Annotated in this window: 15 protein-coding genes and 1 pseudogene; 10 read left to right on the top strand and 6 right to left on the bottom strand. The window is 58.8% G+C overall.

Annotation, left to right across the window (positions count from 1 at the left end; translation table 11 throughout):
* The first annotated feature begins 119 nt into the window (after positions 1–119).
* Positions 120–1,457 carry a TFIIB-type zinc ribbon-containing protein gene (locus tag PMX21_RS01230; protein WP_195621077.1) on the top strand — a complete coding sequence of 446 codons (1,338 nt, stop codon included), beginning with the start codon at positions 120–122 and terminating at the stop codon, positions 1,455–1,457.
* Positions 1,458–1,882: 425 nt separating this feature from the next.
* Here the strand turns inward: PMX21_RS01230 and PMX21_RS01225 are convergent.
* Positions 1,883–2,814, bottom strand: a pseudogene (locus PMX21_RS01225) (PDDEXK nuclease domain-containing protein).
* Between the two features lie 285 nt (positions 2,815–3,099).
* Between PMX21_RS01225 and PMX21_RS01220 the strand changes: the two are divergent.
* Positions 3,100–3,369, top strand: a complete 270-nt coding sequence (locus PMX21_RS01220) for a hypothetical protein (RefSeq protein WP_138340451.1) — start codon at positions 3,100–3,102, stop codon at positions 3,367–3,369.
* 95 nt (positions 3,370–3,464) lie between these two features.
* On the opposite strand, the gene PMX21_RS01215 is transcribed toward PMX21_RS01220, so the two are convergent.
* Together PMX21_RS01215 and PMX21_RS01210 are read right to left on the bottom strand one after the other, a co-directional pair.
* The gene (locus tag PMX21_RS01215) at positions 3,465–5,960 is read right to left on the bottom strand and encodes a phosphatidylinositol-specific phospholipase C (RefSeq protein ID WP_271757377.1); all 2,496 of its coding nucleotides are present in this window, start codon (positions 5,958–5,960) and stop codon (positions 3,465–3,467) included.
* A 305-nt stretch (positions 5,961–6,265) separates the two neighbouring features.
* On the bottom strand, positions 6,266–6,859 hold the full coding sequence (locus tag PMX21_RS01210; protein ID WP_271757373.1) for a hypothetical protein: 594 nt from the start codon (positions 6,857–6,859) through the stop codon (positions 6,266–6,268).
* A gap of 460 nt (positions 6,860–7,319) precedes the next feature.
* Between PMX21_RS01210 and PMX21_RS01205 the strand changes: the two genes are divergently transcribed.
* The 7 genes from PMX21_RS01205 to PMX21_RS01175 all read left to right on the top strand — a co-directional run bounded on the left by PMX21_RS01205 (position 7,320) and on the right by PMX21_RS01175 (position 17,826).
* On the top strand, positions 7,320–7,952 hold the full coding sequence (locus PMX21_RS01205; RefSeq protein ID WP_117746351.1) for a cyclodeaminase/cyclohydrolase family protein: 633 nt from the start codon (positions 7,320–7,322) through the stop codon (positions 7,950–7,952).
* 2 nt (positions 7,953–7,954) lie between these two features.
* Positions 7,955–8,809, top strand: coding sequence for a bifunctional 5,10-methylenetetrahydrofolate dehydrogenase/5,10-methenyltetrahydrofolate cyclohydrolase (locus PMX21_RS01200; protein ID WP_271757369.1), 855 nt, complete (start codon positions 7,955–7,957; stop codon positions 8,807–8,809).
* 112 nt (positions 8,810–8,921) lie between these two features.
* On the top strand, positions 8,922–10,445 hold the full coding sequence (locus PMX21_RS01195) for a C69 family dipeptidase (protein WP_271757366.1): 1,524 nt from the start codon (positions 8,922–8,924) through the stop codon (positions 10,443–10,445).
* Positions 10,446–10,544: 99 nt separating this feature from the next.
* Positions 10,545–10,961 (top strand): hypothetical protein, encoded by a 417-nt coding sequence (locus PMX21_RS01190; RefSeq protein ID WP_117583986.1) that lies wholly within the window; start codon positions 10,545–10,547, stop codon positions 10,959–10,961.
* A gap of 8 nt (positions 10,962–10,969) precedes the next feature.
* On the top strand, positions 10,970–12,733 hold the full coding sequence (locus PMX21_RS01185) for an ABC1 kinase family protein (protein WP_271757363.1): 1,764 nt from the start codon (positions 10,970–10,972) through the stop codon (positions 12,731–12,733).
* A gap of 350 nt (positions 12,734–13,083) precedes the next feature.
* Positions 13,084–16,914, top strand: a complete 3,831-nt coding sequence (locus tag PMX21_RS01180; protein ID WP_271757360.1) for a DUF4430 domain-containing protein — start codon at positions 13,084–13,086, stop codon at positions 16,912–16,914.
* 9 nt (positions 16,915–16,923) lie between these two features.
* Positions 16,924–17,826 (top strand): DUF4430 domain-containing protein, encoded by a 903-nt coding sequence (locus tag PMX21_RS01175; protein WP_271757357.1) that lies wholly within the window; start codon positions 16,924–16,926, stop codon positions 17,824–17,826.
* 159 nt (positions 17,827–17,985) lie between these two features.
* Here PMX21_RS01175 and PMX21_RS01170 read toward each other — a convergent pair whose 3' ends face one another.
* The 3 genes from PMX21_RS01170 to PMX21_RS01160 form a co-directional block, all read right to left on the bottom strand.
* A complete protein-coding gene (locus PMX21_RS01170) occupies positions 17,986–18,393 on the bottom strand; it encodes a GtrA family protein (protein ID WP_271757355.1) in 408 nt (135 codons plus the stop codon).
* Positions 18,394–18,612: 219 nt separating this feature from the next.
* Positions 18,613–19,008, bottom strand: coding sequence for a GtrA family protein (locus tag PMX21_RS01165; protein ID WP_022095122.1), 396 nt, complete (start codon positions 19,006–19,008; stop codon positions 18,613–18,615).
* A 78-nt stretch (positions 19,009–19,086) separates the two neighbouring features.
* The gene (locus PMX21_RS01160) at positions 19,087–21,003 is read right to left on the bottom strand and encodes a fructose-1,6-bisphosphatase (RefSeq protein WP_271757353.1); all 1,917 of its coding nucleotides are present in this window, start codon (positions 21,001–21,003) and stop codon (positions 19,087–19,089) included.
* Positions 21,004–21,323: 320 nt separating this feature from the next.
* Between PMX21_RS01160 and PMX21_RS01155 the strand changes: the two genes are divergently transcribed.
* Complete coding sequence (locus PMX21_RS01155) at positions 21,324–22,214, top strand: DegV family protein (RefSeq protein ID WP_040359278.1); 891 nt, start codon at positions 21,324–21,326, stop codon at positions 22,212–22,214.
* The last annotated feature ends 64 nt before the right edge of the window (positions 22,215–22,278 follow it).

Genomic DNA, 22,278 nt, shown 5'->3' with positions numbered 1-22,278 from the left:
AACGAGCGAGCCTTCTCGTCTGCCCGGGTGGTCCATTTTGGGCCACATGGGTATGGGCATGTGCCTGCTTGCTCGACATACTTAATGTCGACAGCCCCTGTGCAAAGGAGGACGTTTCCATGGACGAGATGTTTGCCGTTAAATGTCAAAACTGCGGCGGCCCTATGTACTCGCACCAGGCTAAGCGCAGCTTTGAGTGCGCCTATTGCGGCACGGTGGTTCCGTGGCAGGCGGACGCCGGAGAGCCCAAGAGCGCTTTGGGTATTCGCCATACGCCGTTGACGGTGGTGGATGGACTGCTCAAACTCACGCATGTGTCGCAACTCGAGCGCCCGCAGGACCCGGACTGGTATTTCTTCAATGCGCACTGGCGCAATCAGTCGGTCCTGGAACATCTGCTGTGGGAGGATCGCGGCACGGCGCAGGAGTTCCAAGAGGCCACGCATGTGAGCATTCCTTGCCCCTTCTGCGGAGCGTCCTTTGAGGGCGAGTCAACGCAGCGTGTGTTTGAGTGCCCGTCCTGCGGCAATAAGATCGGCATTGCGGACCTGCTCAAGCCGGGGACGTTTAGCAAGCGCCTGACCATGGGCGTTGGTGCGGAGTATGTGCCCGAGCAGGGTATTCCCTGCGAAATCTCGCCGCAGCAGGCACGTGCCAACGCGCTGCAGCTGGTGCGCCAGTATCCGGATGCCTTTGCCGGGCACGACGTGGAAGACGCGATCCAAAACGACATGATGCTCTTCTATTTCCCCATGGCGCTGGCGGACTTGCGCATGATGGCGAGCTTCCCGGGCAAGGGCCTGAGCAAGGAGGCCTTGGTGTACTACGAGGTGCTCGACTGGGCATACCCCAGGGCAAACTACCTGGACGTTCGCCTCATGGGCATTTTGGAGCCGTGGGACTTTGCCAAGGTCGGTCCGTTCGATCCCGCCATGCAGGAAGGTGACTTTCGCGTTGTCTCAGTCGATGCGTCTACCAAGGACCAGGTGGTCATTGATAAGTTGGCGCTCGACGTTGCGGGCAACGACGCCGAGGCTGTACTGGGGCTCAATAAAAAGAGCATTCGCATGTGGGCGCGCAAGGCCCGCAAACATAAGGACGGCCTGGTGATGGTGCCGGTCTACTTTGTCGATCGTCCGGCGACAGACGGCCGCGATGGCGAGCAGGTGCGCATTGCCGTAAACGGCCAGACGGGCCGCGCGGCCGCGGTGGTGTTTAGCGACAAGCGCGAAACGCATATCGTGGCGTCGCTCAGCCCGAGCCTGCATCTGTCCGGCGAGAGCACCGTGCACGCCACGCCCGTCGAGGTCAAATACGTTAAATCGCCCTTCCTGTACCAGATCGTGCGCCGTGGAGGCGGCGAGCAACCGCGCCAGGTTGCAGCCGCCGTCGAGGGTTCCTACCGAGAGGAGAAGCCCAAACGCCGCGGTCTGCTGGGTGCGCTATTTGGGAAGTAGGGGAGTAGCACCGGTTGTTGCCGTAAGGTGATGGCCGGGGGTGCGGGGCAGCTCTCAGGAGTGCGGGCTGCCGTCTGATTGTTTGAGGGTGCCAGATGTAAATAAACAGTGGAGCGGCTGCAAAAGAGCCTCCTCACTGGGTAAAATCAGGTTGTGCCGCGGAACCCGCTCCTCAGCTAGTCACACTTCGGAAGCGCGGGCAACGCAGGTATTATCGTCTAAAGGGCCGGCTGCAACCGGCCCTTTTCTGTGGCAGCCAATGGACCCACATCAGACGAAGGCCGCGTCTTTGCCTGTCAGGTCACGCTCGCCAGCCACGGCTAGAATGTCGTTGCCGGCGTCCATGACCGGTATTGTTTCGTAGCGTGCGTCGCAACCGCGAGTGCGCCTGCGACGGCTGCGGTGGCTTCGGTCGCAACGTGCTGCTACCCTTGCGTTTCGCCATTAGTCGCTTCGTTGATGGCGCGGTACTCGGCGCTTAGTTCGCGCGCCAGCTCTTCCTTGCTTGGAAGATACGGCAGGTATTTGGCGGCAAACACTTGGTCGTTGTCTTCGGGCAGCGTGTACTCGACAATCGAATCGCTTTTGTCCGCGCAGAGCACGATGCCTATGGGCGGATTGTCGCCTTCGTTCATGAGCTCGCGCGTGTAGTGGTTCACATACATTTGCATCTGGCCCAGGTCCTGATGCGTAAGGTCGTCCGTCTTAAGGTCGATGAGCACGAAGCAGCGCATCAGATAGTTGAAAAAACAAGGTCAATATAGAAATGGCGCCCATCAAAGGTGATGCGCTTTTGGCGCGCCTCGAAAGCGAAACCACGGCCAAGCTCCAGCAGGAACTTCTGAAGATGCGTGATGAGCGCCTGCTCTAGATCGCTCTCGCGAAACGCAGTATCGTCCGAGAAACCTAAAAACTCCAGTACATATGGGTCGCGGATGATATCCTCGGGGCGACGAGCCGGGGCGCTCTTTTGGATTTCCTGGGTGACGGCCTCCTTGTCCTTGCTGGCAAGTAGGCGCTCGCGGAACATGGTGTTGATCTGGCGTTCGAGCTGACGCGTGCTCCAACGAGAATCGGCGCATTCGTTCATGTACCAGGTGCGAGCATCAGGGTCGGAAATGCGCATCAACCTGCGGTAATGAGTCCAGCTCAATTCGCTACGCAGTGCGTCGCGAATTGGAAACGCAAGAAAGAACTGACGCATATTGCGAAGGTTTGCGATGCCAAAGCCTCTTCCGAAATCCGCGGTAAGCCTTCTGGAGAGGCCTGCAATCAATGCCTCTCCATATGCTGCGCGCTCCTCTCCGCCCTGTTCATCTACAATACTCTTGCCGATCTCCCAATATGCCTCAACCATCGCAAAGTTAACGGCGGTATAGGCCTTGTCGCGAGCGGCGTTGAGAATCGAGGAGACCTGCTTGTAAAAACCTTCGGGCACGATTGCCGATTCTCCACGGTTTACCAGTTCGCCCATCACTGTCGCCCCACTTTCCTCTTGTGGAATGCATCTTTATCGCATTTAGTTTAAAGCCTCGCGCGGACACGAATTGCTTTGCTGTCTGGCACCTTCGCATGGGAGCCTTGCGGTGACTAAAATGTGGCCATAGAGACAGTTTTAGCGAACCCCACGGGAGTGATGCGTATGGACAACAACACGCTGCTGTTCCAGGACAAAGGTTCGGGTAGGTTTAAAGACGTCAAGATCTACCCTAACCGCATCGAGGTGCTCAAGAAGGGCACTTTTGGTGGCAAGCACACCGAGATTGTTTATCTTAAGGATATTACGGGGGTCAGCAGGATCAAGGGCCGCGACGTTTTCCTACGTAACAGGCTGTTGACTGCCTGTGTCTTTAGTCTGAGCAGCCGCTCCCAAGCTCAGGAGTTCGTGAATGCGCTGAACATGGTGATGTAGCCGATAACGGTGTTCGGGCTAAGGTAAAAATCGGGGCGCAGAACGGTATTCTGCGCCCCCCCAATTGAGTCGATGTGTCTAAAAGGCGGGCTTGCCTATTCGCTGTCGTCCCCAACGTTTTCGCGGTCATTGGCAAGCATCGCCGCGCCGGCGACCGTTGTCGCCATGGCGGCAGCGGCGAGCCCGGCGGCAATGCCGGAGCCGTCGCCCGTGTCGGCGAGTTTTCCGCCCGAGCCCTTGCCCTTGTTGCCCTTACCATTCTTATCAGCGCTGCCTGCGCTGGAACCCGTGCCGCTGCCGGTGCCGCCTGCACTGTCCGAGGCCGCTACGGTAAAGTTTGCGGCTCCGTCGCTGGCGAGCGTGTAGTTCTGCGCCGCGTCGCCCAACAGACCTTTCGCACGCACCCAATACGTCCCCGCGGCAAATGCCTCGCCCTCGGCCATTGCCGTGCCCGGAGCGCCGTCCGCGTCGTGCACAAACTCGAGCTGGGCGGTGCAGGCGTCGGTTTCGAGCTTGCCCTCGAGTGATGCCGCAATCTTGGCGCGCACGTCTTCGCCGGCCTTAAGGCCTTCGAGTCCCTCAAAATGGGGCGTCAGCGCGAGCGGATCGATATCGATGGGCACGAAGCCCTGCAGTCCTGTAGCGGTCTCGTTGCCCAGGGCGTCGACATCCACGTATTCGATGGCAAACGCGCTGCCAGAAGCGGCCACGTTGAGTACGTTGCTGCTGTTAACGAGGCGGAAACGGCCCTCGCCAACGGTCTTGCCATCCTGGAATGAGGCATCGCTCAGCGAGTCGCCGTACGTCATGCGCATGCGGGTCGGGAGATAGTACGGGAGATAGTACGAAGCCGTCTGCTTGTGCTCCGTATCGTAATTGCGCTGGTAGATGCTCCGGGCCAGCGCCGCATCAACAAAGTCGGATGCGATGATGCCAATGTGCTTGAGGTAATCTGACTTTGTATCCTCGATGCCGCTGGGATTGATGTACGGGCTCTTATACAGATGCTCGTTGACTACTCGTGCCGAGGTAAAAGGATTGCCTCCGTGCGACAAGCCCGTGCAGCTGGTGTAGTTGATAGACCAGCAACGCTCCAGGACTTTCTCCTTGGCCCCGTTATCGTCCTCGACATCTACCTCGTTGCGCGTGCGCCCGGTCGTTTCCTTCAGCGCATTATCGACCCAGCTGAGCTTGTCGGTTCCCGTGAGTTTGTACTTGTCCTGGGCGTATACCTTGGTGCAATAGGGCTCTTTGTCGCCTGTTTCCCCCGCGGCTTCAAAGCCCTGCGCGTCTTGGACGAGGCACATGGAACTGCTGTCGGTGTGCGCTGCGATTTTGTTATCCCATTCGGTGAGGTCGAGTCCCCACGTGTGGCCGCTTACGCTGTCGCCGTCGAGTCCAAATCGACGTAGCAGGACGATCTTTCCGCGCACCTCGCCCAGTGTGGGAACGCGGCTCGACGTATAGAACAGTTTGGGGTTGTCGTCCAAAACCTTGGCGAAAGCCGTCGTAACACTTTCGTCGGTAGCCTCGTCGTTGCCTCGTGATACAAGCATGATGAGCGCTTCTGTCGGGTTTTCGTTCAAAAACGTTTTGAAGTAGCCTATGACATCGGAAAGATGCAAAAAGTACGCGTCTTTTTTGAGCAGGTAGTACATCCCATGGTCGATGCCAGGGTTGTCGCCCTTTCCGAGACGGATATCAAAATAGCGAATGCCTTCGAGCAGCTGCGTGGGAATGTAATCCTGCTGGCATTTTACTTGCGAGGATTGGGGCTCAGTGTCGTTGTCCACGCTGCAGGTGCCCGAATCGTGCGTACCCGGGATGCTCAGCTCGTCGAGGAACTTGTTGTCGTCGACGTATTTCATCCAACATGGTCCGTCGACGTAGCTGCTATACGTGATCCAGTCGAGGCTGCTAACCGTGGCATCGTTCTTTTTCATGTCGTAACCGACAAGCTCGAGCTCCCACGGAATGCTCTTACTCTTATTCTTATGGCAAATCTTATTGTTGTCCTGGTCTTCGCCGTTCGATTCTATTGCCAGGTACTTAATGTCTTTTTTCTCGGTTTCTTTCTCGACCGTGCGGTCTCGGATGATATAGGTTCCGTTTGATTGCCGCTCGAACGCAAAAGCGCGGCTGGGCTTGTTGTCATACTCGCCGCTCCATACGTGGATGACCTTTCCGTCTTTGTCCGAGTCGCCATCGACCGACCAAATGCTGTAGCCCGTCTTTTTATGCTCTTCGAAATTGAGTAAGGTGCGGATAGCATACCAGTTTGTATCGTCATTCTTGGTCGTTACGTTCTCAAGGATGAGCTTGCTGGACGTGCCGTCATTAAACAGATGGCAGACGTTGCCGATGACGTTGCCGTCTTCGTTGACGCTCGCGGTGCGAAAATAGCCCGCGGGGCGAAGGCGAATGACGAAATTGTCGAGGCTGACCGACGCTGTGGCAGCGTCGTCTGCAAATGCCGCTCGTGGGCAAATGCCCAATGCCGCGGTTTCGGGCAGGCTTGCAAGTGGCGACAACGCCGCGAGTCCAAGGCCCAACGTAAATGCTCGGCGGCTGATGGCGTGGTGTTCGGTCATAACTTCTCCATTCGTAGAGTGCGGTTATGCGATAGTTTTGGTCACTATACTGCTCAGATGTTTAAAGATGCTGGTTTAATTGTCTGCGCGGCGCAATAAATCGGCGGGCGGACGTGTTGGGGTGTTTGTCGTTTTCGTACTGTTGCTACATTTGGAGCGGTTCCGGCGTCCGGCATCCTCGCGTTCGTTGGCTACCGGCATAAGAAAGGGAGGGTCGGTTTACCGGCCCTCCCTGGGTACGAAGCGCTGGGGTACCGCCGCTTGTTAGCACTGCGCCTGTGTTTCCCGCTGCGCTCGCCAGTCGTTTAGCGCTTGATCTCGATATCCTCGAGCTTGACGTCCATGGCCTCGGTCTTTGCCTTGGCGATGTCGTCGGCAAACTCCAGTGACTTCATCATGGTCTCGACGGCGTCCTTGTGCTCCTCGACGTTGTCGATGCGCACATACACGCTGCCACCGTCAACGTCGGTGAAGTACTCGGTCGTCACGCCGCCCGAGTGCGTAAAGTAGGCGTTGCGCCAGGTCTTGCCGTTGTACTTAACGGGATCGCTCTCGGTCCATCCGGAGTTGGCCTTCCACTTTGCCTCGTAGTCGAACAGTTCATCGGCGTTCTTGTCAGAGTCGAAGACGGGGATGAAGCGATCGCTGGCATGCTCGCTCTCGGTGAACTTAAACTGGGCCCTGTCGGCGGTGTCGCCTGCGACGTCGGTGATCTCGACGCCCTCGGGGACCTCGACCTTAAACCAAATGAAGTCGGTCCTCATATCCACGGCTGGCTTTTCTGCTCCACCGCCACCGCCACTTCCGGTAGCGCCGCCGCTGCCACCGCAGCCCACCAGGGCAACTGCGGCAAAGAGGCTTATGCAGAGGGTGAGAATCGCAAAGGCCTTCTTTTTCATGGTCGTGTCCTCCTCGATCTGTAACCGCCCACGGATTACCTGCCTTTACTGTACGCGTGGACGACTCGCTAGGGTGGGCCATGTGTCCCATTCTGGGGGCTGGAATTGCGCCGACAAGTGGCAATATGTGCGGTCGCAAAAGAGGGGAGGGCCGATGCTGTCGGCCCTCCCCGGGGTGAGGTGCCCGTTGATTTAATGGGGCGCGCGTGCGTGGGCGTTGCCCCAACAGGTTCCTTGTTTATAGATATGCCTCAGTTTTTGACGTCCGGAAGTCTCGAAAGGTGGGCCATGTGTCCCATGTTTGCGGTGCCGACGCCTATCGTTCGTCATAGAAATCCGCGATGGCCAGGTGCGCTGACGCTCATGTACTTATGGGCTAGACTTAGCACCATTATGTGATTGATGCGGTCGGTCGGCGGTTGCCACCCGACCGATGTATATGACTTGAAGGTGCGTGCGTATGAGCCAAGAGATGATGGATAAAACATGTCGAGAGTTTGCCGAGGCGCTTGCCGCACGCGAGCCGGTTCCCGGCGGCGGTAGCGCGAGCGCCTTTGTAGGTGCACTGGGCGCCTCGCTTTGCGGGATGGTTGCTCGCTATGGGGCGACAAACCCTGCGCTTGCCGATCGCGCAGACGATCTGACGCGCGCGTTTGCCCAGGCGGATGAGTTGGCGCAGGAACTTGTGGGTCTGGTCGCCGAGGACGTTCGTGCCTACGGGCAGGTGTCCACGGCGTACGGTATTCCGCGTGACGATCCGGCTCGAGCGACCGCGATTCAGGATGCGCTGCATGTGGCCGCTATGCCGCCGTATCGCATTATGGATGCCTGCGGGCGCGCGCTGGCGCTGCTCGAGGACATGGCCGACAAGGGTTCGCGTCAGCTGCTGTCCGATGTGGCGTGCGGCGCCGTGTTCTGCCGTGCCGCTATGCAGGGCGCGAGCTTGACGCTCTTTGCGAACACCACGTCTATGAAAGATCGCGTTCGTGCTGAGGAGCTCGAGACGGCGTGTGATGAGTTGCTCGACACATGGTTGCCGCGCGCCGATGCGCTGGCGCGCCGCGCCTCCGACGCTGCAAGGAAGAGAGGATAGCCATGGCTGAACTGCTGAAGGGTGCTCCCGTTGCTCGCGCTTTGACCGAGGAACTTGCTGCTCGCTGTGCAGCCCTGCGCGAGCGCGGTGTTGTACCGACGCTCGCCATCGTTCGTGTGGGCGAGCGCGAGGACGACCTGTCCTACGAGCGCGGTGCCCTCAAGCGCTGCGAGAAGGTTGGCATTGAGGCTCGCCGCGTTTTGCTTCCTGCCGATGTTTCGCAGGACGAGCTGTTGACGGCCGTCGAGGACATCAATACCGATTCGGCTGTTCATGGCTGTCTGATGTTCCGCCCGCTGCCCGCCGGCCTTGACGAGAACGCCGTCACCGCAGTGCTCGATCCCGCCAAGGACGTTGACTCCATGACGCCGTCTTCGCTGCTTACCACGCTTTCGGGGCGCGGCGAGGGTTTTGCCCCCTGCACAGCCGAAGCCGTGCTTGCTTTGCTGGATCATTACGGCGTTGAGCTGGATGGGGCCAAGGTTGCTGTGGTCGGGCGCTCGCTGGTGATTGGTCGTCCCGTTGCCGCCATGCTTACGGCTCGCAATGCCACGGTGACGACGTGCCATACGCATACACGCGATCTTGCTGCCGAGTGCCGTTCTGCCGATATCGTTGTTGCGGCCGTTGGACGCGCGAGCACGATTGGCGCGGATGCCGTTCGCGAGGGCCAGACGATCATTGATGTTGGCATTAACTGGGATGAGGACGCTGGCAAGCTGGTCGGGGACGTCGATTTTGATGCTGTGGAGCCGGTTGTTGGTGCCATCACCCCCGTGCCGGGCGGCGTGGGCGCCGTGACAACGGCGATTCTCGCCAAATACGTGATCGAAGCGGCCGAGCGCGCATCGAAATAGGCATTTTTGCACACAGGGGTCCCGAGGGGTCCTGAAGGGTTGCGGTTTCGCCCTTTTTGCGCCGAAGCGATACACTGTTGCCGTTTGATTTCTTCGCTCAAGGAGGATGCGCATGCCGTGCACAACGATTCTGGTCGGTAAAAACGCAAGCTACGACGGGTCGACGCTTGTCGCGCGTAACGAGGACTCGTCCAACGGGGTGTTTGAGCCCAAGCGCATGCGCGTGGTGCATCCCGACGAGCAACCGCGCGTCTACACGAGCGTCCTGAGCCACCTGACCGTTGAGTTGCCCGACAATCCCATGCGCTACACGAGCGTCCCCGACGTCGTTCCCGGTCACGGTATTTGGGCCGAGGCCGGATTCAACGAGCTCAATGTTGGCATGTCCGCAACCGAGACGCTTACCACCAACGAGCGCGTCCGCGGCGCCGATCCGCTCGTGGACTACGTGCCCGCCAAGGGCAACGAGGGTGAGGACGGCTATGTGCCGGCGCAGCCCGGTGGCCTGGGCGAGGAGGACATGGTGACCCTGGTGCTGCCGTATGCCAAGTCCGCCCGCGACGGCGTGCGTATCTTGGGCGACCTGCTCGAGCGCTACGGCACTTACGAGAACAACGGCATCGCCTTTAGCGACGTGGACGAGATCTGGTGGCTCGAGACCATCGGCGGTCACCACTGGATCGCCAAGCGCGTGCCTGACGACGCCTATGTGACCATGCCCAACCAGCTGGGCATCGACAGCTTTGACCTGGATGACGCCGAGGGCGCCCAGGCCGACCATATGTGCTCCGCCGACCTGCGCGCCTGGATGGCCGAGTGGCATCTGGACCTGACGCTGGGCGTCGAGAGCGACGGCCCGGCTGCCGTCTTTAACCCGCGCGAGGCCTTTGGCTCGCACAGCGACAGCGACCATGTCTACAACACGCCGCGCGCCTGGTACATGCAGCGCTGCCTCAACCCCAGCGACGTGTGGGATGGCCCCGACGCCGACTACACGCCCGAGAGCGACGATATCCCCTGGAGCCGCGTGCCCGAGCGCAAGGTGACCATCGAGGACATCAAGTACGTGCTCTCGAGCCACTACCAGGGCACGGAGTACGACTGCTACGGCAGCAAGGGCACGCCCGCTACGCGTGGTGCCTATCGCCCCATCGGCATCAACCGCAACAGCCAGCTTGCCGTGTTGCAGCTGCGCCCCTATGCGCAGCCGGCCTACCGCGCCGTGCAGTGGATGGCCTTTGGTTCCAACTCGTTTAACGCGCTGGTTCCGCTGTACGCCAACGTCGAGACTATGCCCGAGTACTATGCCGACACGCAGGCTCGCGTGACGTCCGAAAACTTCTACTGGGCCAACCGCCTGATCGGCGCGCTGGCTGACGTCCGCTTTCATGAGTGCGGCCGCGCGGTCGAGGATTATCAGGAGAAGATCGGTGGCATGGGCCACAAGCAGATCCATGACGTCGACGCTGCCGTAGCCGCTCTGCCCGAGGTCGAGGTGCCTGCCGAGCTTGCACGCGCCAACGAGGCCTTTGCCGAGCGTGTTCGCGTGGAGACCGATGCCCTGCTGGGCAAGGTGCTTTACACCACGAGCTGCGCCATGAAGAACTCTTTCGCGATGAATGACAACGTGAGGTAGGGATTTCCCGTCGATCGAATAGCGCTAAAACGCTTTGTCGCTTTCGCTCAATCTTGGGTACAAGAACGCCAATGCAGTTGTTTGTGATTGGAGATAACCATGGTTATGAAACTCGATCAGCTTGTTAACGGCGCCATTAACGTGGGCTTTGGCGCTGCCGCCGTTGCTGTCGAAGGCGGCAAGAAGGTCCTCGACGACCTTAACACCAAGGGCGAGCAGGTCCGCAAGGACACCGCCACCCCCGATATCGCCCGCAGTGTGTCCGACATGTTCGAGCAGGCCGGCGGTACCATCTCCGATCTGACCGAGCGCTTGGGCATGCAGGGCGAGACCGCGGCCCAGCGCGTGCTTGACGAGCTCATCCTTGCCCGGGTCCGCGTCATGACCGCCCCCGAGCGCACGGCCTTCCTGGCCCATGTGCGCGACATCGTCGATTCGGTCGAGGACAACGTGACCTCGGTGCCCGTCGAGTCCGTTGAGCCCGACGATGCGAAGGATACCGAAGAGGCCGAGTAGCAGCGCAGATGGCAGATTCCACCACCGATTACAACAATCTAGATCCTTTGGGTGACGAGGCGGCGGTTGTCGATGAGGTCGATGCCGCCGTCTCGGGCGCTCGCAAAAAGCCGCGCGCTGTCGATATGGTGCCCGAAGAGCCCGACGCGATGGCGCCGGACGAGGAATACCAGCTCACGCCGGCGGGTCGTCGCGAACGCATCGGGCAGATTGTTCGCTTGGTCAAAAAGTACCGTGTGTGGGATAACCTCACGCCGGTTCGCTTGCGCCGCCTGCTCGAGGAGCTCGGCCCCATGTTCGTCAAGATGGGGCAGATTTTGGCCAACCGGTCCGAGATTCTGCCGCAGCGCTTTTGCGACGAGCTGCGTCGTCTGCGCTCCGACGTGGAGCCGGTGCCGTACGAGGTCGTACTCAGCTGTCTGGAAGAAGAATACGGCCTGCGCCTGGGGGAGATGTTCGATGCGATCGACCCCAACCCGCTTGGTAGCGCGTCGCTCGCGCAGGTGCACCGCGCTCGTCTGGTGACGGGCGAGGACGTGGCTGTCAAGGTGCAGCGCCCCGGTGCGCAGCAGGTTATGGCACAGGACATCGATATCATCCGCTCGGTGGTGCGTATCGTTTCCAAGTTCGTCAACACCGATCAATTCGTTGACCTGCACGGCGTAGTCGAGGAGTTGTGGACCTCGTTTCGCGAGGAGACCAACTTTTTGGCCGAGGCCAAAAACCTCAACGACTTCTACGAGTTCCATAAGAGCGTTCATGGCGTGACGTGCCCTAAATCCTATCTGGACCTGTGCACCGAGCACGTGGTGGTTATGGACTACGTCGACGGCATTTCGATCGCCGATCCTGAACGCTTGGTGGCCGAGGGCTATGACTTGGAAAAGATCGGTGCCGCGATTGTCGAGGACTACTCGACGCAGGTGCTCGACGACGGCTTTTTCCATGCCGACCCGCATGCGGGAAACATCATCCTCAAAGACGGTATCGTTTACTTTATCGACTTGGGCATGGTCGGACGCATGTCGAGTCACGATCGCAGTATCGTAAAGGACATGATTTTCGCCGTGGCCGAGGGTGACGTGCCCAAGCTCAAGGATTCGCTCATGCGCTTCGCCGTGACGCGTGGCGACTCGGCTGAGCTCGATCATTCGGCCTTTTTGTCCGATCTTGACTTTATCGTGGCTGACTTTGCGGGCCTCGACCTTAAAGACCTGGATATCGGCGAGTTTTTGACCTCGCTGCTAAACCTGGCGCGCAAAAACGATGTTGAGCTGCCGAGCGTGGTGACGATGTTCGCGCGCGGCATGGTGACGCTCGAGGGTTTGCTGACCGAGTACATGCCCAACGTCAACATGATCCAGATCATCCAAACCCACATTAAAAACGAGAAAAGCACCTATGCGCGCGTGCGCGACATGGGGCGCGATCTTGCCGCGAGCAGCTATCGCGCGGCGAAGGGCTCACTCGAGGCGGCTGAGTACCTGGGGCTGGCTTCGCGCATGCTTACGCGCGGCCAGCTTAAGGTGAACACGCAGATCATGAGCAGCGATAAGGCACTGCGACAGCTGGGCGGAATTATCGACCGCATGTCGATGGCTATCGTTATCGCCGGCCTGTTTATCGGTTCGTCGGTGGTGTACTACGCACGCATCGAGCCGGTTGTGTTTGGTATCCCGGTCATTGGCTTTATGGGCTACGTGAGCGCGCTGGTGCTGGCGCTTATGCTGGGCCGCAATATCTGGCTCAACAGCCACGGCGGCAAACACTAGAGGCTGCGACCGTCACCGCAATTTCCTATCGCAAACAATAGCTTTTACCTTGGTCTTCGCCTGTGTGCGGGGCCCTTTTGCGTGATACCATTTTGACGGTAATAATCGATGGCCTAGATGGTGGTGCGGAGACGCACGAACGCGCGGTTTTCCTGCGCGTTTGGGAGAATCGGGGTGCAAGTCCCCGGCTGTACCAGTAACCGTAATTCCTCTTGGCTCGGGATGTTCGCGTCGCAGATCGGACGGCGCGCCTGAGCCGTTAAGGTTAAGTCGGATCGCCTCCCATCTTGCATGCGGCTGCGGCGTATGCCGCCGGTGTGCATAGGGCTCTGGAGGGAAGGGGGACCCCGATGGGGGAACTCGAACGCAACATGCGCGATGACGTGGGGCAGCCTCAAGGCATCGCTCCAAGTACAGACAATGGGGGACAAATGGATATGTTTGAGGACGAGCGCGAGCGCGCCTCGATGCATCGCCGTGGCGCGATTGCACGCGGTGTAGCCAAGCGCGGCCTAGTGGCATTCCTGGCCTTCGCGATGGCCTTTGGCACCACGCCGGCTCAGCTGTGGGCCGAGGGCGCCGAGGGCATTGCCGATGCTGTGGCTCAGGCTACGACGCCGGGCGAGGACGCAGCGCTTGCGGGCGGTGCCGCTGAGCAGAGCGGCGCCGAGGTTTCGGATTCCGGGAGCGCGCCTGCAGCTAGTGCCGCCACAACAGAGGCAGCAACTGGCGACGAAGGCTCGGCGACGGGGGAGAGCCCTGCCACGAGCGTGCAGTCTTCGACGGCATCCACTGGCCAAGCAGGATCTGCCGCCGCGACTGCCGTCCAGACAGAGAACCCGACAGAAACCGGCGATGTCGCCAAGAAGCAAGTCGAGGTCTCGTTCTCGATTATCGGCACCGACGCCGACGGCAAGGCTCAGACCTGGGTGGCACCTACGCAGCTCAAGCTCGACGAGGGCGCGACGGCTGCGGATGCCTTCGTTAAGCTGCAGCAGAAGACGGGCTTTAAAGCGGATTACGAACCGAACACGGCATACGGCTTCTACCTCAAGAGCATCACGTCTCCGAGCGATGGCCGCACGCTTGCCTACGATCCGACGACTAATGCCTTCTGGCAGCTGTTCGTCGACGGCGTGTCTTCCTCGGTTGGCGCGAGCAGCGTTAAGCTCGCCCCGGGGCAGAAGATTGAGTTTGCCTTTACGGGTGGTAGCGCATCCCCCGTCGTTAAGGACCAGCTTGCTGCGAATGTGACCGTCATTGGTCGCGATGCCCAGGGCAAGACTCAGACTTGGGTCGATAGTGCGCAGTATGTGGTGACGTCCGGTTCGAGCGCACTTGACCTTACGAAGGTCGCGCTTGAGGCGAATGACATCGACGCCGTTGCTGCTGGCTCCTTCATTCTGAGCCTTAAGTACAACGGTGTTGAGCTGGGTACGCCCCAAGATTATTCGACCTATTGGCAGCTGTTTATCAACGGCAAGTCGAGTGACTATACGGCGGACAATGTCACCATCCATGCCGGCGATACCGTCACGTGGTTCTACGGTGGCTGGGGCGACCAGTTGCCGTCCGATTCTGTCCATGCTTCCGTTCAGGTGCTTGGCAAGGACAAGGACGGCAAGCAGCAGGTTTGGGCTTCGACGGGTCAGACGAGTCTCAAGGCGGGCTCTACTGCCAAGGATCTCCTTGAGCAGACCGGCCTTAAGCTCGATGCTAGCGAATCGTCTTGGGGCTGGTTCCTCAACGGCATTTATTCGCCGTTCGATGGTAAGTCCTATGGCTGGGATGCTGCGACCAATAGCTATTGGCGCTTCTACGTAAATGGCAAGTTCGCCGACGTTGGCGCCGGTGCCTACGAGCTCCATGAGGGCGATGCCGTCACCTTTATGTATGGTGCTGACGCCGATGCCCTTCCTGGCCAGGTTCTTGGGTCTGTCGATGTTATCGGTCCCGATGTCAACGGCAACAATGCTCGCTGGGGCTCGGCAAGCAACGTTTCTCTGCCCGAAGGCTCTACTGCCCAGAACCTTATTGAGGCAGTTCTGAAGGCCAAGGGCGTTGCGTACAACGGCTCCCAGAGTGGTGAGTACTGGTTCCTGAATTCCATTACTTCGCCGTTCGATCACAAGCCGTATGGTTGGGATGCTGCGACCAATAAATATTGGCATCTGTATATCAACGGAGAGCCCTCCTTACTCTGCGCCAATCAGATTACGCTCAAGAGCGGCGATAAGGTCACGCTTGCCTATACCACCGATAATTCGCCCATGCCCGATCCCGACAAGATTGTCGTGGATCCGAGCGCGACGACTCCTGATTGGGATGCCGAGTGGGCCGGCTACGGCAACAGTGGCAACGGTTCGACCGTAACGGATGCCAAGACGCCTGCGCAGGCCGCCGGTCTTAAGTGGGCCTTCGATTGGAAGGCCGAGTCTGGTCAGCAGTATGCCAACTGCAGCGAGCCTGTCATTGCTAACGGCTTTGTGTACATCGCGACCGAGAACGAGCTCATTAAGATCGATTCGTCCACGGGCAAAAAGGTTGCCTCTGCGCCGCTTGCCTCCAAGGTGAGCTATACCTCTCGTCCGATCTATACCAATGGCCTTATCATCGTTCCGCTCAACGGCGGTGCGGTCCAGGCGATTACTGCAGACAAGCTGATCTGCAAGTGGCTGACGCCTGGTTTGACGGACTTGACGCAGAGCTCCTGCACCGTCGTTTCGGACGGCGAGTACGTCTACGTAGGCTCGGTCGATATTTCGTATGACGAGAATTACAACGCGACCTACGGCAACGGCTCCTTTGCGCGCATTAAGATTGCCACGGGCGAAGTTTCTTGGCAGAACATCGACCCTGCCGAGGGCTATTACTGGACTGGTGCGGCTTTGACGGATAAGTATGCCATCGTTCCTACGAGCGCGGGTACGCTTAAGTGCATTGATAAGACGACGGGCGATGTCGTTTCGACCATGAAGCTCGGCGCTGTCGCAAATGCCGATTGCATTGCCGATCCGTCCAATGGTTCGACCTTCTATCAGATGACGCACGACGGAAAGCTCCATGTGATTTCGCTTTCGGCGAAGGGCGTGCTGAGTGAACAGAAGACGGTTGATCTGGGCCTTACGAATAATCTGAGCGCCCCTGCGGTGTCTGGTGACAATCTGATTGTCGGCGGACAGACGGCTACGGGCTCTGCTCTGGTTCTCTATAACCTGAAGACGGGTAAGACCACGATGGTCGCTGCTGCCGACGGCAAGGCGCTGCCGGCTGGCCTCAACGGTATTGCTGCTACTCCGCTGGTGAGTGTTCAGGGCGGCAAGACCTATGTGTACTTCACCGTTAATAGCGCGGATAGCAAGGATTACGTCAACTACTCTGCTGGTGGTGGCGTGTATCGCTATACGCTCGGCGATGCAGAGGCGACGCAGATTTATGATGCGGCTGGCCATTACCAGTACTGTGACTCTCCGGTCATTGCCGATGCATCTGGCAACCTGTACTACATCAATGACTCGGGCACGCTGTTCAAGCTTGGGGCCGTTGAGTCTTGGACGGTTGCCTTTAATTCCAACGGCGGGTCTGCTTGCGACACTAAGTTTGTTGCCACGGCCGATGGCAAGCTGGTCAAGCCGGCCGATCCGACGCGCGATGGCTACACTTTCGGCGGTTGGTATACCGATGAGGCTTGCACGCAGGCGTATGACTTTAGCACGCCGGTGACGGCCGATCTGACGCTGTATGCCAAGTGGACCAAGAATGCCGTTAACCCTGGCGGTAATGGCGGCGCTGGTTCGAATGGCGGCGGCGGTTCTGGTACCGGTACTGGTTCCGGCACTGGCGCTGGCACTGGCACGGGTTCCGGCTCCGGCTCGAAGGGCGGCGCTGTCGCCCCGGGTCATAAGCCGACGACCAAGACGACGGTGTCGACCAAGACCGAGACCAAGGACAACAAGTCCGACAAGAAGGATGAGAAGAAGTCTGACAAGAAGGACAACAAGTCCGACAAGAAGTCCGATTCCAAGTCCGATACGGGTGCTGCTTCCACGACCACCGCTAAGAAGTCCTCTAGTGCTGCCGAGCAGGAGACTGGCACCAATCCGCTCGCCATCGTTGGCATCGCCGCCGGCGTCATCGGACTCGCCATCGTCGGCGTGTTCGTGTTCACCAAACGTCGGTAGGTGAGGGCTGTGTCCAATAAATCCAAGGACGCTGACCCCAAGCAACCAGATTCCTCGTTCATTCAGCTCGACGATGCAAAGCAACAGGGCGCCGCTTCGGCGGCGTCCGCCCCTCGACGGAAGGCGCTTACTGGCGTCCTGACCGCCGCGTGCATTGCGCTGATCGTCGTCTCGCTGGGTTTCGTCCATCCTTCCACAAGCGGCGCCTGGTCCATTGATTGGATCGTCCAGACCGTGACGGGGGAGAGCGTCGTCACCAAGGACACCAAGGCGTCTGGCTCGACTACGGCTTCGGGCGAGGCCAGTTCCGAGGGCTTCAAGTCATCGAATGATGCAAAAGACGAGTCCAAGGGTTCGAACGACGACAAGGACGATTCCGAGTCTTCAAACAAGGAATCGGACAAAAACTCGGATAGCAAGAAGTCCGAGGACCGGGGCGGCAAGAAGTCTGGCGATAAATCCGCTGCCCAAAATACGGGAGCCAGTGATACTTCCAATGCGTCTGGCGGTGCTTCTTCGGGCGGTGGCCAGTCGTCTGATGGAGCCTCATCCTCTAATGGTGGAAACGCCTCCTCGGGCGGCCAGAGCGGCTCACAGGAGTCCAACTACGTTACGGTGACGGTTTCGGTCACATCGAGCGCTGTGGACAATCCTGTGTCCTCTGGTGGCACCTTTACCTTTAACGAAGGTGCTACCGTCTACGATGCCCTGTGCGCGCTGGGCCTCTCTGTCAACGCACACGGCTCATCGTACGGCACGTATGTTTCTGCGATTGGTGGTTTGGCCGAGAAACAGTACGGCGGCACGAGCGGCTGGATGTATTCCGTCAACGGCACAACGCCCATGACGGCCTGTAGTAACTACGTTCTCTCAAACGGCGACAACGTAGTCTGGTATTACGTTACAGACTAGAGGCCTCGACATAGCGCGCCAGACGGGCGGTTCGGACCAACATCCGAGCCGCCCGTTTTTCATGCGAATGGGACTGGATCGCCGGGTCTCTCGGCAAACAAAAAACCGGTTGGAACGGGAATTCCAACCGGTTATACATTCAAGCAAATAGTGAATCGACTACGACCGTGCGCCCTCGAGGAAGAAGCGGCGGCTGAAGTAGTTGTACCAGGTGACGAGGAATGTGGCGATGGCCTTCATGGCCTCGTAGCCGATGCTCAAAAACGTGACGCCCACAAACATGTACAGGTCGTTGAGGCCCAGGCCGATCACCGACAGGATGGTGAAGATCGTGAACTCGCGCTTGCGGCTCATGCCTTCGCGGTGGTCGAACACGTACTTCATGCTGAGCCAGTAGTTGACCACGACGGATGTGATAAACGAAACCGTGGTGCTCATCAAAAAGTCGAGGTGGAACAGCTCGACGAGCGCAATGAGCATGCCCCAGTCGATGCCAAAGGAGATAAGACCCACGACGGCAAACTTGAGGAACTGCTTGGTATGAGGTTGTGCCAGCGCCTTGCGCACGTAATCACATCCAATGCGTTGATGAATCGAGCAGAGGATACTTTAGAGCTTTTACAAGGGAAACGTAAGGTCTTTGCCAAGAACTATATGAACTCGCCAAATTTTCAAGAGCTAATCCGCAAACGTTGAAAATTTGCCCGTAAACGAGCGACACCCACGGACGATACTGCGCTGAGTGCGCGTCGTCCGTGGGCGCCGTAATGCTACAGGGGTTTCGAGCTATTTTGTCTCGTCGCCCTCCAGGAAGATTTTTCGGGTCACAAAGTTGTAGACCATGACAAGCGCGGTGGCACAGATCTTGGCGATATTGGCCTCGAGTCCCAGGCCGGCGTTGAGCGCCAGCACGATGCCATCGTTGAGCACCAAACCGATCACGGACAGCACGACAAAGATGATGAACTCGCGGCGGCGGCTCATGCCTTCCTTGTGCGCAAACACGTATTTCATGCTTGCGAGGTAGTTAAAGATGAGTGAGATGATAAAGCCGCTGGTGTTGGCGATTAGGATGTTGAGGCCCAGACCGTAGTGGAGCAGATTCATAATGCCAAAGTCGATAACCGTGGCAATGACACCGACGACGCCAAATTTCATAATCTGCGCAAGGAGCTTTTGCATGGTACCTGCCTTAAGCTGGCGCCGAAGCGCCGCGGGGATGACAAACTTAGCAAGTTTAGCCAATCCCCGCGGGTGGTGCTAGGCGCGCTCCTCGATAGCACCGTTTCTATATGCATCGAGCAGCTGGCGCAGGTCCTGGATCTGGCTGCGAATCTTGGCGCCAGTATCGGTGTCGCTCACCATGCGGCGACGGTCTGCTTGGTCAAAACGGTTGGTCTCGCTCTCGATGTCCACGTTGCGCGTGAGTGCCTCGGCAACCGTCGTAAAGGCCCGGTGCGACTTGAGGCGGCAGCCGCGCGAGCTCGAGATGAGCGTATAGCCGGCGATGCCCGTCTTGGGATGGTAAGCGCGGCAGAAGCCGCCATCGATGACCAGTAGCTTGCCCTCGGCGCGGATGGGCTGCTCACCCTTGGTGGTTTTAACGGGCGTGTGGCCGTTGATGATGTGGCCGGTCGGCGAGCATGCCATGGCCGCGACGCCAAACTCGCGCATGATATCATCGCAGACCGAGGGCGACTTGGTAAGCGTAAAGTACGGGTCCATCGGCTCGACCCAGGTGCTCTTATCGGCGATATAGGCGCGCTCAAAGGTACGCACCAGGCGTCCGCTGGCGGGTGAATTGAAGCCAATCCACAGGTACCACATCCAGTCGAGGGCATCGCGGTCGCCCACGCGCCACGCGCGGCGGGCGATGTGGTCGCAAAAATCGAGATAATCGCGGCCAGCGTGCCAGGTGCCCAGGCAGTTCATGCTGCTGAAGGTGCCGTCTTCGTTGAGTGGAACGCAGCCGTGGAAGAGCAGGTTGCCGTTGGCGACCTTGTACATCGAGCCGTGGGTGTAGAGGAAATCGATATGGCGATGCAGGTGATCGGCGGTGACAAACTCGGACACGAGCTTGTCGATGATGTGCTGCTCCTGAGACGTGAGCGTGTAGGGGTCCGCCGGGTCGACGGTGGGGAAGTCGTTGGTCGTGAGCGGCCACACGCTGCCGTCGGCGAGCGTGACCGTGCCGGTGTCGTGGTCGATCTTGTCGAGTAACAGGCGGTCGGTCATATCGAACTCGGGGTGGCGCTGGATAATCTGGCCCTCGAGCTTAAAGAGCAGCACGTTGATGGCCTTGATCAGCGGGGTGATGGACTCACCGGCGGTGTAGGTGGCATCGGCAAAGGCGACAAGCTCACGCAGCGAGATGTCGTAGTCGTTCTCCAGGATCTCGTAGTTGTCGTAGCGTAGGTTGTTGCGCAACACCGTGGCGATGCAGGCGGGCTCACCGGCCGCAGCGCCCATCCACAGTAGGTCGTGGTTGCCCCACTGGATGTCGAGTGAATGGTAGGTGAGCAGACGGTCCATAATCTTGGCCGCGCCGCCGCCGCGGTCGAAGATGTCGCCCACCAGGTGCAGGTGGTCGACGGCCAGGCGCTTGATGAGCGAGGCGAGCGACTCGATAAAGTCGTCGGCGCTGGCGGTCTCCAGGATGGACTCCACGATGCGCTCGTGATAGCGCACGCGATAGTTGTTCTCGTCCGGGTGCGTGTGCAACAACTCGTCGATGATATAGGCGTAGTCGCGCGGGATGGCCTTACGCACCTTGGAGCGCGTGTAGCGGCTTGAAAGCGAGCGAGCGACCATGATGAGCTGGTCAAGCATCGTCTTGTACCAAGTTGGCGAGTCCTCGCGCTGGCTGCGGACCAGGTCGATCTTCTCGCGCGGGTAGTAGATGAGCGTGCACAGCTCGCCCTTTTCGTCAAAGGAGAGCGTGTCGCCAAAAATCTCGTCGACATGCTCGCGCACGACGCCCGAGCAGTTGTTGAGGATGTGCATAAAGGCTTCGTACTCGCCATGCACGTCGCTCATAAAATGCTCGGTGCCCTTGGGTAGGTTGAGGATGGCCGAGAGGTTGATAATTTCGGTAAACGCGGATTGTTCGGTGGGGAACTGTCTCGACAGCAGGCGCAGATACTTGAAGTCTTGCGGGTTGCGATCGAATGCGACCATGAAACACCTTCCGATGGGGCTGGTAAAACTGATAAACAGCGTCAAACGTTTATCAGTATGCGCCGCTTTTGTTTCGATTTTGCGCCGGCGGCTGAATTGTCGGCTGAACGGTTTGGTAAATCGATTTAGTTGAGGTGGATATGGCGGTTGAGTGGAGACGACAGAAGGTGTTTTCTCAGATATTTATGCGTGGGGCCGGTGGAGACGATGGTGGTAAAGATGTTCGCTATTTTTGGTTCGATTTGGTAAATAGTGGACATATGTACCGTATGTAGGCTCACTGTGCGATAATTTGCGCAGCAATGAGTAAGGAGCCTCATATGAGTGATTTTGTCCTGACCTGTGAATCCGCCGCCGACCGAACCCGTGAGTTCTTTGCGTCGCGCAATATCCCTGTCGTGTGTTTTCATTACGAGATCGACGATGTTGTCCATACGGACGATCTGTATCAGTCGATTACGCCGGACAAGTTTTTTGCCCAGATTGCCGCGGGCGCCATGCCCAAGACGTCTCAGGTGAGCGTGGGTGAGTACAAGGAGTTTTGGGAGCCGTTTGTTGCCGAGGGTAAAGACGTGCTGCACCTGGCGTTGTCGTCGGGTATTTCGGGCACGTATGGATCGGCCTGCGTTGCGGCGCAGATGCTCGCGGATCGCTATCCCCAGGGCGGCAAGGTGCGCGTCATCGATTCGCTGGCGGCGTCTTCGGGCTTTGGCCTGTTGCTGGAATATGCCGCCGACGTGCGCGATAGCGGGGCTTCACTCGACGAGACGGCTGCCTGGATCGAGGAGCACAAACTCAACCTGCACCACTGGTTCTTCTCGACCGATCTGTCGAGCTATCTACGAGGCGGTCGCATTTCGGCTGCGAGTGCGATCATCGGCACGGCGCTTAAGATTTGCCCGCTTATGACGGTCGATTGCGACGGCAAGCTGTCGCCACGTGAGAAGATTCGCACTAAGAAGCGCGCGATTTCCGAGATGGCCAAGACCATGATGGCACACGTGCAGGACGGTGCGGATTATTCGGGTAAGTGCATCATGTCGCACTCGGCGTGCCGCGAGGATGCCGAGGCAGTTGCGGCGCTGATTGAGGAACAGGTTCCGCAGCTTAAAGGCAAGATTGAGATCAATGACATCGGTACTCTGATTGGCTCGCATACCGGACCTGGTACGGTGGCGCTCTTCTTTATGGGCGACAAGCGCGTGGATTAATTTGCTCCATCACGTCGCTGCATGATTGCTCAAACGATAACGGCCCGCCTCACGTTTGTGGGGC

The organism is Collinsella aerofaciens (assembly GCF_028209885.1).
GTDB classification, from domain to species: domain Bacteria; phylum Actinomycetota; class Coriobacteriia; order Coriobacteriales; family Coriobacteriaceae; genus Collinsella; species Collinsella aerofaciens_BA.
Note: the sequence above shows the minus strand (reverse complement) of the source record. Positions and strands in the feature narration are given on the sequence as shown.

What these genes read in the sequence shown, in the direction of transcription:
- PMX21_RS01230 (WP_195621077.1), top strand. Translation starts at nt 120, where the DNA reads ATGGACGAGATGTTTGCCGTTAAATGTCAAAACTGCGGCGGCCCTATG.
- PMX21_RS01220 (WP_138340451.1), top strand. Translation starts at nt 3,100, where the DNA reads ATGGACAACAACACGCTGCTGTTCCAGGACAAAGGTTCGGGTAGGTTT.
- PMX21_RS01215 (WP_271757377.1), bottom strand. Translation starts at nt 5,960, where the DNA reads ATGACCGAACACCACGCCATCAGCCGCCGAGCATTTACGTTGGGCCTT.
- PMX21_RS01210 (WP_271757373.1), bottom strand. Translation starts at nt 6,859, where the DNA reads ATGAAAAAGAAGGCCTTTGCGATTCTCACCCTCTGCATAAGCCTCTTT.
- PMX21_RS01205 (WP_117746351.1), top strand. Translation starts at nt 7,320, where the DNA reads ATGAGCCAAGAGATGATGGATAAAACATGTCGAGAGTTTGCCGAGGCG.
- PMX21_RS01200 (WP_271757369.1), top strand. Translation starts at nt 7,955, where the DNA reads ATGGCTGAACTGCTGAAGGGTGCTCCCGTTGCTCGCGCTTTGACCGAG.
- PMX21_RS01195 (WP_271757366.1), top strand. Translation starts at nt 8,922, where the DNA reads ATGCCGTGCACAACGATTCTGGTCGGTAAAAACGCAAGCTACGACGGG.
- PMX21_RS01190 (WP_117583986.1), top strand. Translation starts at nt 10,545, where the DNA reads ATGGTTATGAAACTCGATCAGCTTGTTAACGGCGCCATTAACGTGGGC.
- PMX21_RS01185 (WP_271757363.1), top strand. Translation starts at nt 10,970, where the DNA reads ATGGCAGATTCCACCACCGATTACAACAATCTAGATCCTTTGGGTGAC.
- PMX21_RS01180 (WP_271757360.1), top strand. Translation starts at nt 13,084, where the DNA reads ATGGGGGAACTCGAACGCAACATGCGCGATGACGTGGGGCAGCCTCAA.
- PMX21_RS01165 (WP_022095122.1), bottom strand. Translation starts at nt 19,008, where the DNA reads ATGCAAAAGCTCCTTGCGCAGATTATGAAATTTGGCGTCGTCGGTGTC.
- PMX21_RS01160 (WP_271757353.1), bottom strand. Translation starts at nt 21,003, where the DNA reads ATGGTCGCATTCGATCGCAACCCGCAAGACTTCAAGTATCTGCGCCTG.
- PMX21_RS01155 (WP_040359278.1), top strand. Translation starts at nt 21,324, where the DNA reads ATGAGTGATTTTGTCCTGACCTGTGAATCCGCCGCCGACCGAACCCGT.